The following is a 14,863-nucleotide window of genomic DNA, read 5'->3' as shown; positions in this document are numbered from 1 at the left end:
GAAAGGTTCCTCAAATACGTGTGGATGGTATCCTGCCTGGGTAGCTGCAGCGTACAACCGCTGCCGGAATCGGCCGTTATTCGATCGAGGATCGCCATGTAGACTATGTATGGGCTGGCGGTTAAATAAGGGTGGTATCACGACACATTCGTCCCTGACGAATGTGTCTTTTTGCGTTTAGAGCGTTCATTTTTTAGGGAGGGTACAAATATGCGTCAAAGTAATCTTTTATTAACAACTCTGCGTGAGGCACCTTCAGAGGCGGAGACAAGCAGTCATCAGCTACTGCTGCGTGCGGGATATATTCGCCAATTAGCAGCGGGTGTGTACACTTATTTACCGCTTGGAAGACGTGTTTTACGGAAAATAGAAGCGATTGTGCGGAATGAGATGGATTTCTCTGGGGCTCAGGAGGTATTGATGCCATCTATGCAGCCTGCGGAGCTCTGGAAAGAATCAGGCCGATATGAGGTATACGGTAAGGAGTTGATGACGCTTCGGGATCGTCATGAGCGGGAATTCATACTAGGTCCTACACATGAGGAAGTAGTAACCACACTCGTACGGAATGAGATCAGCTCTTATCGTAAACTTCCTATTACCGTATATCAGATTCAGACCAAGTTCCGTGATGAACGCCGACCACGTTTTGGACTGCTGAGAGGCAGAGAGTTTTTGATGAAGGATGCTTACTCTTTTGATACAAACATGGAAGGTCTCGATAAATCATATATCCAAATGTTCGAGGCTTATCACCGGATATTTGAGCGATCTGGATTGAAATTCCGTGCTGTCCATGCGGATTCCGGTGCGATTGGAGGCGAGGGCGGCAGTCATGAATTTATGGCGCTGGCTGAGATTGGGGAGGATACGATTGCTGCATGCTCCGTTTGTGATTATGCGGCCAATCTGGAACAGGCAGAGTCCGTGCGGCCTGCAAAAAATGAAGTTGTCATGCAAGTACCGGAGATAGAGAAGTTCCTCACTCCTGATTTGCGCACAATTGAGCAACTAGAGCAGGAGCTGGATATCCGGCCAGAGCAGATTATTAAAACATTAATCTATGAAGGTGACGGACAGATTTTTGCTGTTCTGGTCCGGGGAGATCATGAAGTCAATGAAATTAAGGTAAGTAAATATTTAGGAATGAATGAGATTAAGCTTGCTGACTATGAGGCAGTGAAATCCTTAGCCGGTGTAGAGAGTGGATTTGTAGGACCTGTGGGTTTAACGCTGACTGTCCTAGTAGATGCAGCAGTAGCAGATATGACCCAAGGGATTACAGGGGCGGGAGAAAAAGATTATCACTTCCGTAACGTAGTTCCAGGTAGAGATTTTGCGCTTGAGCATGTGGGGGATCTACGGAATGTAGCAGAAGGTGAAGTTTGTCCGCATTGTTTGGAGGGTATTCTGCATTTTCATCAAGGGATTGAAGTGGGTCATGTTTTCAAATTAGGTACTAAATACAGTGAAAAGCTAGGCGCTTCTTACTTAGATTCTTCAGGCAAAAGTCAACCTATGATTATGGGCTGTTACGGAATTGGTATCTCACGGCTTTTATCCGCTATTGCTGAACAGCATCATGATGAGGATGGATTAATGTGGCCAGCAGCATTGGCACCTTATCAGGTTCATATCTTGATAATGGCCGTCAAGGATAGTGAGCAGCGGACGGTTGCAGAAGGTCTCTATGATCAACTAACCAAGCTTGGCATTGAGACGCTGATCGATGATAGGGATGAACGCGCTGGCGTGAAATTTAAAGATTCAAGCTTGATCGGGATACCTTTATCAATAGTTGTGGGCAAGGAAGCATCTCAGGGAAGAGTAGAGTATCTGGAACGAAACACAGCGGAGAAAGAAGTCTTAGAAATTATGGAAGCTGTGTCTCGGATCAAAAAATTCTATTCACCGCTGATATAAATGATCTTTTTAATCTAATGAGAGTGCCAATGATCAGGGCACAAGAGTGCTGCTGGTAATTTCGTGAGAGTATTGCCTTTTGCCGCATTGATCTGTGCCTGGGTGAGAAAGAGAGCTTCTGCTAAATTAGCACCTCTGAGGTCAGTATCGCGAAAGTCTGCTCCAATAAGGTCTGCACCTCTGAGATCAGCATCCCTAAGGTCTGCGGCTATTAAATAGGCTCCTCTCAAGTTGGCACCTCTAAGATCAGCTCCTTTGAGCTTTGCTCCCATAAGGTCGGCACCTCGACTGAAATTCTTCGTGGATTTTTTTAGTTTACGACGAGCGTCAGTTCTTACAATTTCACTGACCTGCAACAGTAACATATTGATTTTTGCTCGATGAGCGGAAACATCCACCTTTATAAGAGCTTCAGGATTGAGTAAGGTGAGCTGTTCTGTTTCATCGAGAGCTGTTTGCAGCTCAGTATGGATTGTACGGGTTATTTCTAGGTTCAAAGATTCATGTAAATACCAAAGCAGCTCGTGCAAATGCCACATAATCGGAAATACCTCGAACATCTGCTTCGCAGTTTTCGGCTTTTTCCTCCAGTCTTCTCCAGCATAAGTGACTTGAGAAATCTTTTGCCCAGCTCCAAAACAGTCATAGACCGTACAACCACGGTAGCCTAATTCTCTTAGCTCTGTATGTACACCACAGCGAAAGTCCGACTGTAGATTGTGACACGGCTGTCCAGCGTCTTTGTCTCTAGCGAAATCTACGGAAGCAGCAAAAGGTAATGCGGCACAACATAAGCCGAAGCACTGCTCACAATCCGCCTTCAGGGCAGAGAGGCTTCGATCAGAAAAAGGTTCTGTAAATCTGTGATTCTCATACAAGGTTTGTTTCCCTCCGATACATGAATACGCTTATACCAACTTATTTTAAATCAAACGAAAGACTATGAAAAGTCCGGTCGATTAAAAAAAACCGAGGTTAATGTTATAATAGAGTACTGGACCTATTTTGGACTTAAGAACGAGAAGGTAAGGAGCGAATGTTTTTGAAGACACTTATTATTGCGGAGAAACCGGACATGGGGCGGAATATCGCCGCCGCAATAGAACCAAAGGCTAAAAATTACCGTTCCTATCTTGAAGGGGAGCAGTACATTATTACATGGGCAATAGGGCATCTAATCGGATTGGCTGAGCCGGATGCATATGATGTAAAATACAAAAAATGGAATATTAATGATCTTCCCATTATTCCGGACCAATTCAAGCTGGTTCCTAATGCACGGACCATTGATCAGCTGAAGGTAATCGGAGAGCTGGCTAAACGAAGCGATCTGCTAGTAAATTCTTGTGACGCCGGGCGGGAAGGCCAGCATATATTTTCGCTCATTCAGCGGCATTTGAAGCTTGAACATCCTGTGAAACGGCTGTGGATTTCCGATTTGACACCAGAGACAATCCGCAAAGGATTTCAAGAGCTAAAGGATGGGGCGGAGTACGAGAATCTAACAAAAGCGGCAAAAGCGCGCAGTGAAGCCGATTGGCTAATCGGTATGAACGGATCACGTGCATTTACTACGAAACATAATGTGCTGCTGTCGGTGGGGAGAGTTCAAACTCCAGTACTTGCACTTATTTATGATCGCCAGAAGACGATTGAGGCGTTCTCATCCCTTAAGTTTTTTGAGGTAGAGGGCCATTTTACACAAAATGAAATGACTTATAAAGGCATGTGGCAGGGTGACCGGCTGACCGATGGTGAGAAGGCGGAGGCGCTGGCTGCCAAGGTCAAAGGAAAACCGGGACGAATTGACTCTTATGAGGTTAAGGAAACGAAAGAGTATCCGAATAAACTGTATGATTTGACGCTGTTGCAGCGGGAGGCGAATGGGAAGTACGCTTTTTCCGCTAAAAAAACACTCGATATCGCACAAGCGTTATATGAAAAGCATAAGGTGATTTCCTATCCGCGGACAAATTCTAACTATGTTACAGAACAGAATATTCCGGAGATGCATAAGACTTTATCTGCGCTCCAAGGGACGGCTTATGATGAATGGGTGAAAGGCGCGAATCGTAATCTCGTTTATAAAGGAAATAAATTTATCTGCAATCCCTCGAAGGTCGAGGATCACCATGCGATTTTGCCTACATATAGAAAAGCAACAGGGCTTAGTGCGGATGAGGGAAAGCTGTATGATTTGATTGTGCGGCGCTTTTTATCACAGTTCTATCCGGCTGCGGAATATAAAGTGCATACGGTTATGACTGATGTAGAGGACGAAAAGTTCAAAACTACTGTTAAGGAATTATTAAGTCTCGGCTGGAAGGTCATTTACGCGGACCAGAAGAAAGATAAAGCGAAGTCGTCCAAGGGAAAAAACAAGGATGATGAGGAAGACGAAGAGATTGAAGTGAATGAACCGTTCACAATTGCTCCGGCAGATGAAGTGATCTGTAGTGATGCGATTGTTAAAGAGAAGGATACACAGCCGCCAAAACACTATACAGAAGGCACGCTGCTTAGAGCGATGGAAAGTGCCGGAAAACAGATTGAGGACGAAGAGCTTCGGGATGCTATGAAGGATTCAGGGTTAGGCACTCCAGCCACACGTGCTGCAACCATTGAACGGCTTAAGAATGTCGGATACATTGAAATGCAAGGTAAAAAAATCGCCATCACGCAAAAAGGACGAACGGCTATTGAACTGATACGTGGAGCGGGCATCGAGCTGTTGACTTCACCTGAAATGACCGGCCAGTGGGAACGTCGCTTGAACGAGATATCCAGAGGAACGGCGTCGGACGGACAATTTATGGAGAATGTAAAAAGATTCGCCTGCATGATCGTGGACAAGGTTCGTGTGCAGTCTCGGGCGTCCAAAACTTCTTTTGAAGGGGAAACTCCTTCTGTGAATACAGGGGCTAAAGGTCGGAGTGGTGGAGGTACATCTCGTAAAACCAGCGATAAACCTGCCGCGCCAAGAAAACGTAAACCAGCTAATGAAGAGGAATCAGCAAATTCCGGTCCGAAAATTATCGGAAACTGCCCGCGTCCTGGCTGTGGCGGGATGATTTTTATGGGTAAAAAAGGCTACGGCTGCTCTCATTACAAAGAAGGCTGCAAGTTCGTGATCTGGAAAGAAAACCACGGACGTACCCTTACAGATACACAAGTAAAGGCATTGATAGAAAAAGGCCGTACGGGAAAGCTGAAGCTTACGAGCGAAGACGGCACCCCGCTGGAAGGCAAACTTGTGCTCAATAATATGGATACGGGTCAATTAACAGTGGAGTCATAGTCTAACTGGAAGCTTGAATGGATCATGGATGATTACAGCGAATTTGCACGTACAAAGCCGCTATCGGACACAGTTGATCTTAAGCGCGGGAATACATCCTTTTTGGACTGCTATCGGACCCCATAGTCGTTATGGGCGTAAAGGGCTATAGATGCACCGCTTGCGGGAGAATACAGCACTGGAGTCCGCAAACTTGCTCCAACGGCTATAAATTCGCCAATAGCGTCAGCAGGGTCCATAGTCATGACTATTAGTCAGACTCGCCGTATAGGGGATTTGGTTTCGGTGACAGCTGTGGGTGACCATATCTTTTACACATAAAATTCATTAGTAAAGAGTGTAGGACATACCTATCTTAAACGGGATGTAGTAACTTGTGCGCACAAGATATTATGATTACGTAGGGGGCTGATCTTCACTCTTTTTTTATCCTACGGGATAAATTCAAAGGTTACATTTTGATAGGGCAGTATAGTCACTACTAGAATGGAAGGAAGGATGACATCATGGGAATGCGTGGATATTACTTCGCAATGGATGACAACCTAGTGCAGCAAATTATTGCAGGCGACATTGCATTGAAGAGCTTGAAAATAGATGATTATCCCGGACTGGACATTGATAGATCCTGGGAGGCGATTCACTACTTGCTTTGTGGAGCTATTTCCGATGGAGATGCCCCTCTTGGCTATGTTGTTCCGCTGACGTCAGACAAAGGCATCGATTTTGGCTCATTCGGGGCGTTTTCCTTACGCGCTGAGCAAGTTGCAGAAGCGCTTCAGGCTATTTCTGAGCTGGATGAAGCGCAGCTCCGCTTGCGGTATGATTTCCCGGCCATGGTCAAGGAAGAAGTATATCCTCTTGAACCTGATATTGTTTCAGACGAGGATAAGGATGCGTTCTTTGCCTACCTGCTACAGCATTTTAACGATATCCGGCGCTTCTACAGCCAAACTGTAGCCGAGGGCAAAGGTCTCATCTTTTATATTTTCTGATTCTAACCAAAAGGCGATACACGTCTCCTGATTCCAATGAGCGCGATAAAAAAAGAACCTTGGACTGCTGAAGATTATGACGATTAGAGAAATAAATGACCAATGCGGGAAACAGTAGGTTCAAGTAATCGATGAGACGAAGAGGGGGAAACGGAAATGAAGACGATCAAGCGCATGATGGACCACCTGTACTGGGCGGACGCACGAATCTTGGAAGCGCTCGAGGAGAGTGAGATGAAGAACAATGACCTTCTGAAGCTGGTTCGGCATGTCGCGGTTGCGGAACGAGTCTGGCTGTCCCGATTGCAGGGCAAGGGCAGTGCGCAATATTCGTTATGGGAGGAAGCGGAAGACCTGACGGCGATCCGAACGATGTTCGAAGAAAACGCCGAGCAATATCGTGTGTATATCGAAGGGCTGGAGGAATTTGATTTGGACGTGATGATCGACTACGCGAACCAGAACGGAGTCCCGTTCCGAACGTCCGTCCGTGACATCCTGTCGCAGGTCATTTTACATGGGCAATATCACCGGGGACAAATCAACCGGGCACTGCGGATCGAATTGGCAGAGCCTGTCCAAGTCGATTACATCACGTTCGCGAGACTCTAACAGGGCCTAATCATCACCATTACCCGGAATGAGATGGGCATTGAACTTCTCCGATATGATCTAGTTTACTCACGCAGGCTCATGAATTCGTAGGATTTTACCTTTAGCTAAATGTGAGATAAGAAGGAAATTGAGGAGGCGGTGGCTTGGAACAACTGTAAGGGCATGTGATTTTCACTCCCATGTCTCAACGGGTCCGAGCCCTTTTATTTAATGCCTCCCGGTACTCCGTGCTTCTTGTCCATCCTGCGAATGCATGACACGCTTAAGCTGCTTGCGGAAATACTTTGACAGAACGATAGGGTTATACACCGACCACTAAGTGCAAAGAGGAAATCTGATGAGATTCCGAAATAGTAGGACCAAAACGTTTGATTTGTCATTGAATGATAACGTTGATATTTTCCAAGGCGATTTAAGGTACAAATATATCCTCTCCTCTCTTTTCCGCAAGTAGAATCAAGCAATGCAAATTCCATTACTCTACAATGACTATAGAGTGGTTGAAACGAGGTGAACAGACCAATTGTACGAGTGGCACAAGCAAATCCAAATAATCGTTAATGAAATTGACGAGTGTATTAAGAATCGTAACAGTGAAGCAATAACGCTACGATTTCTTTCTCACAAGTTAGGTTATTCCGAATTTCATACTACGAGAAAATTTAAGGAAATATCGGGAATGCAATTTAGGGATTATCTACGGCATAGAAAATTAGCCTTCGCACTAAAAGAGGTTCGGGATAGTGAAAAGAGCATTTTGGATATTGCTTTTGATTATGGTTTTTCATCACATGAAGCTTTTACCAGGGCTTTCAAGGGAACATATGGTGTAACTCCAAGTGAATACCGGAAAAAGCCTATGCCTGTCGCCCTTCGTACAAAAATAAACTCTTTCGACCGCTACTTTTTCGGATTTGGAGAGATTGGTATGATGAAATCTACAGATGATCTTAACATTTATTTTGTAACCATCCCCACTCACAAATTTTTGCACATTAAAAACTATGAGAGTAATGGGTATTGGGATTTTTGGCAAAAGCAAAGCCTTATTACAGGACAGGACTGCGAAACTATTTGCGGCTTACTCGATAGTATCAAGGGCAAATTGGATGACGATGGTGGGAGTGAATCTAACGGTGGCAGCGGTCAGATTATGGCTTACATTAATGACCCGGATGGCAGACTCTGCGATTGGGGTATTCCACGTACAGAGTGTTTTGGTGTACGTCTTCCTCTTGATTATAAAGGTGAAGTACCTCCACAAATGCTTATGATTGATGTTCTCGAAGCCGAGTATATTGTTTTTGAACATGGGCCATTCAATTATGAACAGGAAAATCGTAGTGTAGAGGAAAAGATGGAAAGGGCAATGGCAGCTTTTAATTTTGCAGACACTGGTTACTGCTTTGATACTTCCCCTGGGAGAATCAATTACGTGTATCACGATCCGGAGCGGTTTTTGAAGTATATCAGGCCAGTAGTGAAGTTGACCTCCAAGCTAATCGAAACAGATTAAGCAGGTGCTATGTGTTGATGAAGAAAATAAGCAGACTGTAGTGTAGTCTCCGCAATCATATAGTCGCATGATTAGTTGGATTATCTGCTTTAGAAGCAATATAAGTTTAGAGATCCCTATTGTTGTTTGAGTTATTGACAGAATATTCCTATTATCTTATATTAAACTTAATTAATAATTACCAAATGCGATGAAGAGGACAATTAGATCTGGAAACGCCGTTCAGAGAACTGCCGGTTGGTGCGAGGCAGCGGATATCCGAATCAAAAAATCACCTCAGAGCTGTCCCCCGAATTATAGTAGATGGGACCGGGATTCTACCGTTACAAAGAAGCATCGTTGTTGGACGATGGCTAAGAGGGCGTTTATTATAAACGTCAATCAGGGTGGTAACGCGGAGCAACTCCGTCCCTAATGGGATGGGGTTTTTTGCGTCTTCATTAATTAATTATTAAATTGGCAGGCGAAAAATCAACAAACTGTAAGAAGAACGATTAGTTCGAAAAATCTGGAAAAACGTTGAGCAGATGAAAGGGTGATATTGCAATGCAATTCAAGTTGTATACGGATGTGCATGAGTTTTACAATGATACCTATGGTATGCTGATGCGTCATGAAGCACAAAATTTGATTCCTCTTGGCAATATCATAATTGGGCATGAAGGAAAAGACAAAACAGACTGGCGTGACCCTGTAAATTGGCTTATGGTAACTATTTCAGATTCTAGGGGCATACAACTTACCGCCATAATGACACCGCCACACAATATTACGCTTTATGCAACAGACAACATAATAAACCCAGAAGCTATAAACTGTCTGATAGATGGGCTGAAAGACCGTGAAATTCCAGGTGTGATGACCGAAAAAACCTTGGCAGAGTATTTTGCCAAAGAATATACCTTGCGCAAGGGAATATCCTTTAAAACAATGATGAGCCAACGTATATATGAACTTACTGCAGTAAATCCAGACATTCAAAAGGTTGGTATCGTTCGATTGCTAGATGAAAAGGATATTCACTTTTTCCCATACTGGGCTGAAGCATTTTATGCAGCGGGGAATTATGGTAAAACAGAAATGTCCATCCCGCAAGATGCAGACCCTTACCTCTACCGAATAGCATCGAAGAAACTCTATATTTTAGAGGACAACGGGATACCCGTATCTATGGCAGGATATACAAGGGAAATGCAGACGGCAATTGGCGTGGCATTTGTTTATACCCCTCCATATGAGCGCGGAAAGGGTTACGCTACTTCAATTGTGGCGCAAATAAGCCAACTTGCATTGGATAAAGGGTTTATTAAGTGCGTCTTATATACGGACTTAGCAAATCCCACATCTAATAGCATCTATCAAAAGATAGGCTATATGCCAATTTGTGATTCGCTTCAGTTAAAATTCGAATAGTAGAATGATGCGGACAGAACTTCTACTACTTTAGAAAATAAGAGCACAATATTCACTATACGACGGCGCGTTTTGGTGATGTAGGTTCAACAGATATGCTTGCAGCTGCAGCTGTAGGTGCCAAAAGAATTCTCGTAGAGACAGGATGGAGTAAGCAGTCTCTGGAAAATTATCGTCACACATGGTATGAGCTAGCATCAACAGATTTTGTTGCAAAGGACCTCTTGAATTGAAGAGCTTGAAGGTCGATTGATCGAGCTTTGGGAGAAATATAGAGTTACAACCAAATCCAACTGTATAACTCCAGGGTTGACGAGTTATAAAAAAATGAGTTGACACAAAAGTAGTTAGGGACCATACTACATATATGAACAACAATAATAAAAAAATAAACGACATTGAGGCTATTCCCTCGCTTGTACAATCCAAGCGTCAGATTGATCGTTATAACCTAGACATAGACGCACAGGCTATACTCGTCGCGTCTAGGCTAATGGCAGCGGGAGCCATGCTTGGACACGCCTCTGAGATTCATTTCTCTAGATTCGGTTTATCAACAGGGCGTTATCGTTTATTGGCAGATCTTGAAGATAACGAAGGAGAAGAGTTGCCTTCGCAATTAGCGGAGCATCTAGGCGTTACACGTGCTACAGTGACTGGTCTTATCGACATTCTTGAACGAGATGGGCTAGTATCTCGGCGATTAAGCTCAGACGATGGCCGTCAGAAATCAGTCGTTTTAACGGAAGAAGGAGCGAAGAAGCTCCGTGAAATGGCTCCTGAGCATTTCGCTCGGTTGGAAGCGATGGTGGGGTTGCTCAACATCGAAGAACGCAGCGTATTTCTCGACTTGCTGGGTCGAGTTACACAGGGCATTTCAGCACTTACGGGCGAATTAGGCTCGAAACCAAAGGGAAACATCAGTAATGAGTAGAATTGGGCTAGTGAAGCTAGCCTTTTTTTACTCTTATATAGTTAGGTGCCTAATTATAATTTACTGAAATCAATCGTTGAACTATTTCAAAGAAGAAGGGAGCAACTAAATGAACCAGATGAAATACCCGAATCAGACAGAAGATGTTTACAGCATCAAGGCTGTTGGTTCCAAGAAAAAGACTTTTGTACTATGGCGTGAAGTTGTAATGGCCTATGCTGCTCCTGCCATTATGGCAGGTATCGGGGGATTGGTTACTGTAGATAGGGGGCTTCAAATAGCGGCATTGACTACTATTGGCGGTGCATCGACCTTGATGGCCTTGATGATTGGACTTTTGTTGCACAGCCGAGTGGGCCGTTTGCGATGGGTCATCGGTGCACCTCACTTGGTTGTGGTAGGGGTATTCGCAATGGCCGGGTCCTCATTTGGGCTATACGCTGCATGGGTGACATCTGTTGTAGTAGAAATTATGATTCCGAGTAATCACTTGGCCTGGGTAAATCGTGTCTGGATCGATTTCCCGTTGTCTGGATTCATAGCGAGCACGATAGTGACATGGCGGTGGCGACTTGCCTTCACAACTAATTTTTCATCCAAAAGGAGAAGATAAAAATGATAGTTATTATCGGAGCAACAGGTACGATTGGAAGTGCGCTTTTGGAACGTTTGGTTGATCTTGGCGTACCTGTCAGGGCGCTGAGCAGAGAGCCAGAGAAGTTGCGTGATCAAATCGGAGAGAAAGGCCGATCGACTACTGAGGTCGCAAGGGTAGACGCTTCCGATCCTGAATCGCTGCGACGTGTGTTTACAGGTGCTAGCCAGCTCTTCCTTGCCATGTCCAACAGTCCAAGACAAATCGAATTGGAAACCTCAATCATTCAGATTGCCACCGAATCTGGAATCAAACACATCGTAAAAATATCCAGTCCAGCTTTTGAGCAGAGCTCTCCAGTGGCAGTGGCGGGCTGGCATCAAGAAATTGAGAACACGTTGAGGGAATCGGGTATCACCCATACCGTATTGCGCCCTTATGCGTTCATGCAAAATTTAATGCGCTTTGCACCAACGATCACAACCCAAAATGTTTTCTTCGGCTCTATGGGCGTTTCACCGTGTAACTTTATTGACTGTCGCGATATTGCAGACGTTGCCGCAGAAGTTCTGACCAACCACAAGGTATCAGGCCATATATATACGCTTACTGGTTCGGAGATTTTCAGTTATCCCCAGATCGCGAGTCGACTATCTGCCCTGCTTAATCGGCCGATAAGTTACATCAACATGGAACCTCAAGTACTACTCCGTAATCTTATTGAGCATGGGAATCTGCCTCCTTGGCTCGCGAACCACGTTGTGGAAATTCAAACCATGTCTAGGATGGTGCCAGAAAGTCCAAATGACACTGTGAAGCGTTTGCTCGGCAGAGATCCACGCACACTAGACGCCTTTCTACATGAGTGTATAGATAATTTCCGGTAGAGGCGGAGTCCACCTATTCTGATATTTGTATCGATAGCAGTATTTTATTCCGATTCCCATATCTCAATGGTTCAGAGTGTATCCCAAAGGTCATAAAATGACTGCTGGGATACACTCTTTTTATTATGTTCTATGGAACTCATAGAACTTGTTCTTCTATAGCGTTTATAACAGCATTACAAGAAATAAGCTAAAATTCGTCAATAAGTTAGTGTTATTTACGAAATAACACTAAAAAAGCTAATAAAATATTAACGAAAAGTTCATATTCAACAAATAAGTTATATTAATTATAACGAGTTATGCTAACTAACGTAACATTTTTTCTTGACAATCTTTGTGGAAAATTTTAGAATGTAAGCGATTACTCTTAGTTTTCTAAGTGAAATTCAAAAGAAGACATTCGAAAGTTCACAAACAAACATCTGAGTTTAAATTTAGGGGGGGCAAAACATGAGAAGGTGAAGGATAACATCATAGATAACAAAAAAATAAAATGTTATTTTTTAGATTCATGACTATGTACGAGGGGGTTCACTTGAGGATGAAAAAAAAGAACGCGTTCTTAGCTCTACTTCTGTCATTTTCTTTGTTATCTGTGACTGCTTGCAGTAATTCCTCTAATACTGCCAATGAGAACGGTAAAAATGCTGCAGGCAATAGCAATACTTCTGTAAAAGCAACCAGTGATGTGGGTCAAACGGCAGTTAAGAATGAAGGTGCTGCTGATCTTGAAATTAAGGCGGGAAGTTCGGTAACCGTTTTCAATCCAAAGATCCCGACGCTTGATCCTACACAATGGCAAGGACAAATTCTGGTAGGGCAAGGAACTTTGCTCGAAGGGCTTTATGGCTACAATCAGGATAATGAAATCGTTCCGAAAATTGCGACAGGTTATACCGTCTCCGACGACAAAAAAACTTGGACATTTACCCTCCGTAAAGATGCCAAATGGTCTAACGGCGATCCTGTGACCGCCCATGATTTTTATTTTTCTTATATGTATCAATTGGATCCAGCTAACACAACCGCACAACTTTGGCTAAGCGTGCTTAATTTTGTGAAGAACGGATATGCATACCATGCCGGATCTGTAAGTAAAGAAGAAGTTGGTCTAAAAGTAGTTGATGATTACACGCTGGAAATTACGACCACGCTGCCTCACGCGATTCTGGGTGATATGGTTCTTTCCGGGTCGATGCCTATGAATCCTAAAGCGGTCGAAGCGAACCCTGGTAAGTGGTTTGAACCGGGGAATTTTGTGAGCAATGGCCCTTACATGGTTAAATCTTTTACACCAAACGGTGAACTCGTCATGGTGAGCAATCCGAATTATGTAGGTGCAGCTGGCCAGCTTAATCACGGCAATGTAGAGACCATCCATGTTCTTCCGGCAACAACCGTGCCGGTGGAGGATTATATGTCCGGCCATGCGGATGTTGTTCTAATCCAAAGCGCGTCTGATTTACAATACGTGAAGAAAACGGATGAGCTAAAGTCCCAGTTGTATACTGCAGCGACTTATGCGATCAAATATTTGCTCTGGAGCAACCCGACAACGGAATCTCCATATGACAAAAAAGAGGTGCGCCAGGCTATCGCCAAAGCGATCCAACGTAAACCGATCGTAGAATCGGTGCTGAACGGCATGGGCGGGGCGACCAATATCTTTGCTTCACCAGGTTGGCCAACGGAAAAACTGGAGCAAGGACTTCCGGAAGATCTCGAGGCAGCCAAACAATTATTGAAGGATGCCGGTTATGAAGGCGGTAAAGGTCTGCCAACCTTATCGCTGTATGTTGGGGTCAAGCAAGTAGATGCTCAGGGTGAGCAAATCGCTTTGGCGTTAGGTCAATTACTGCAACAAAATCTTGGTATCAAAACAGAGCTAGTTCAGCTCAATGAGGCGCAGTTTAACGCTTATCAGTACAGCGGTCCTCAGGGCGACGCAAAACCGGGCTTTATTCTGGCGTCGGGCGCAACAAACTGGAGTGAACCAGGAAGTTTGGACATGGGTGCAACGCAGCAACTATATTCCATAGGAACGCTGGATGCTCCATTAGAAGCTACGAAACAATTCGTGGATTGGACCAAGGAAACTTATTATAAACCGGCCATTAAAAAATATGGAGATCCGGACAATAAGAACGCCGGTGTGGAATGGAGCGACTGGGCAGCATTAGAAAAAGCTGCCAAAGAGGATATCGCCTTTTTGGATAAATGGACAGCAGAGCAGCCTGCGGATTGGCAGCCTTATCTGAAACAACCGGGGCTTCCAACGGCCGCCGAACAATGGCAACAGATTGTAGATCTTTGGAAAAATGCTAAAAATAACGATGAAAAACATGCCGCCTTTGTAACCGCTTGGACCTTCGTAGCACCAAACGCGCCAGGTGGCAAGTTGAATCAAAATGCACTTGATGTACAGGTATACTATAACGGTTATCAATCCGATACCTTAAGAGATTTGAGAATGTGGCAAGCGCAATTCGTAAATGCGCTGACCGTCGAAGACGCTGCTCCTATCGCGGCTAAGGTAGTTAATAACCTGCTAGAAGAAGCTTATGCTATTCCGTTGTATTATCAACAGCAATACTTCTTGGTAAAACCCGGCATTACAGGAGTGCAATCAAATCCTTGGGCATGGGGCAACTTCTATGGGCTGCATCTTTTATCTGTAGAATAAT

At 44.2% G+C, this 14,863-nt stretch carries 12 protein-coding genes and 1 other annotated feature; of the genes, 11 read left to right on the top strand and 1 reads right to left on the bottom strand.

Annotation, left to right across the window (positions count from 1 at the left end; translation table 11 throughout):
• The first annotated feature begins 210 nt into the window (after positions 1-210).
• Positions 211-1,923, top strand: a complete 1,713-nt coding sequence (locus tag NSQ66_RS16740) for a proline--tRNA ligase (RefSeq protein ID WP_076141994.1) — start codon at positions 211-213, stop codon at positions 1,921-1,923.
• A 14-nt stretch (positions 1,924-1,937) separates the two neighbouring features.
• Here the strand turns inward: NSQ66_RS16740 and NSQ66_RS16735 are convergent, their stop codons facing one another.
• A complete protein-coding gene (locus tag NSQ66_RS16735) occupies positions 1,938-2,801 on the bottom strand; it encodes a pentapeptide repeat-containing protein (RefSeq protein ID WP_036687674.1) in 864 nt (287 codons plus the stop codon).
• 164 nt (positions 2,802-2,965) lie between these two features.
• Between NSQ66_RS16735 and NSQ66_RS16730 the strand changes: the two genes are divergently transcribed.
• The 10 genes from NSQ66_RS16730 (at position 2,966) to NSQ66_RS16685 (ending at position 14,862) form a co-directional block, all read left to right on the top strand.
• A complete protein-coding gene (locus NSQ66_RS16730; RefSeq protein WP_036687820.1) occupies positions 2,966-5,221 on the top strand; it encodes a type IA DNA topoisomerase in 2,256 nt (751 codons plus the stop codon).
• Between the two features lie 506 nt (positions 5,222-5,727).
• Positions 5,728-6,216, top strand: a complete 489-nt coding sequence (locus tag NSQ66_RS16725) for a YfbM family protein (RefSeq protein WP_076103932.1) — start codon at positions 5,728-5,730, stop codon at positions 6,214-6,216.
• A 156-nt stretch (positions 6,217-6,372) separates the two neighbouring features.
• The gene (locus NSQ66_RS16720; protein WP_036687671.1) at positions 6,373-6,828 is read left to right on the top strand and encodes a DinB family protein; all 456 of its coding nucleotides are present in this window, start codon (positions 6,373-6,375) and stop codon (positions 6,826-6,828) included.
• 526 nt (positions 6,829-7,354) lie between these two features.
• The gene (locus tag NSQ66_RS16715; protein WP_036687669.1) at positions 7,355-8,347 is read left to right on the top strand and encodes a helix-turn-helix transcriptional regulator; all 993 of its coding nucleotides are present in this window, start codon (positions 7,355-7,357) and stop codon (positions 8,345-8,347) included.
• Between the two features lie 181 nt (positions 8,348-8,528).
• Positions 8,529-8,763 (top strand) — a binding site (T-box leader).
• Positions 8,764-8,905: 142 nt separating this feature from the next.
• Complete coding sequence (locus NSQ66_RS16710; protein WP_339279318.1) at positions 8,906-9,760, top strand: GNAT family N-acetyltransferase; 855 nt, start codon at positions 8,906-8,908, stop codon at positions 9,758-9,760.
• A 50-nt stretch (positions 9,761-9,810) separates the two neighbouring features.
• Positions 9,811-9,993: an HAD hydrolase-like protein gene (locus NSQ66_RS16705; RefSeq protein WP_256715430.1), complete on the top strand. Its 183-nt coding sequence runs from the start codon at positions 9,811-9,813 to the stop codon at positions 9,991-9,993.
• A 134-nt stretch (positions 9,994-10,127) separates the two neighbouring features.
• The gene (locus NSQ66_RS16700; protein ID WP_036687664.1) at positions 10,128-10,694 is read left to right on the top strand and encodes a MarR family transcriptional regulator; all 567 of its coding nucleotides are present in this window, start codon (positions 10,128-10,130) and stop codon (positions 10,692-10,694) included.
• Positions 10,695-10,803: 109 nt separating this feature from the next.
• Complete coding sequence (locus NSQ66_RS16695; protein WP_170914282.1) at positions 10,804-11,307, top strand: hypothetical protein; 504 nt, start codon at positions 10,804-10,806, stop codon at positions 11,305-11,307.
• 2 nt (positions 11,308-11,309) lie between these two features.
• Positions 11,310-12,176 (top strand): SDR family oxidoreductase, encoded by an 867-nt coding sequence (locus NSQ66_RS16690; RefSeq protein WP_036687662.1) that lies wholly within the window; start codon positions 11,310-11,312, stop codon positions 12,174-12,176.
• Positions 12,177-12,720: 544 nt separating this feature from the next.
• Complete coding sequence (locus NSQ66_RS16685; protein WP_051491527.1) at positions 12,721-14,862, top strand: peptide ABC transporter substrate-binding protein; 2,142 nt, start codon at positions 12,721-12,723, stop codon at positions 14,860-14,862.
• Position 14,863: the final 1 nt, after the last annotated feature.

The sequence above is a fragment of the Paenibacillus sp. FSL H3-0329 genome (assembly GCF_037963285.1).
GTDB lineage: Bacteria > Bacillota > Bacilli > Paenibacillales > Paenibacillaceae > Paenibacillus_AQ > Paenibacillus_AQ odorifer.
This window is presented reverse-complemented; position numbering and strand designations above follow the sequence as displayed.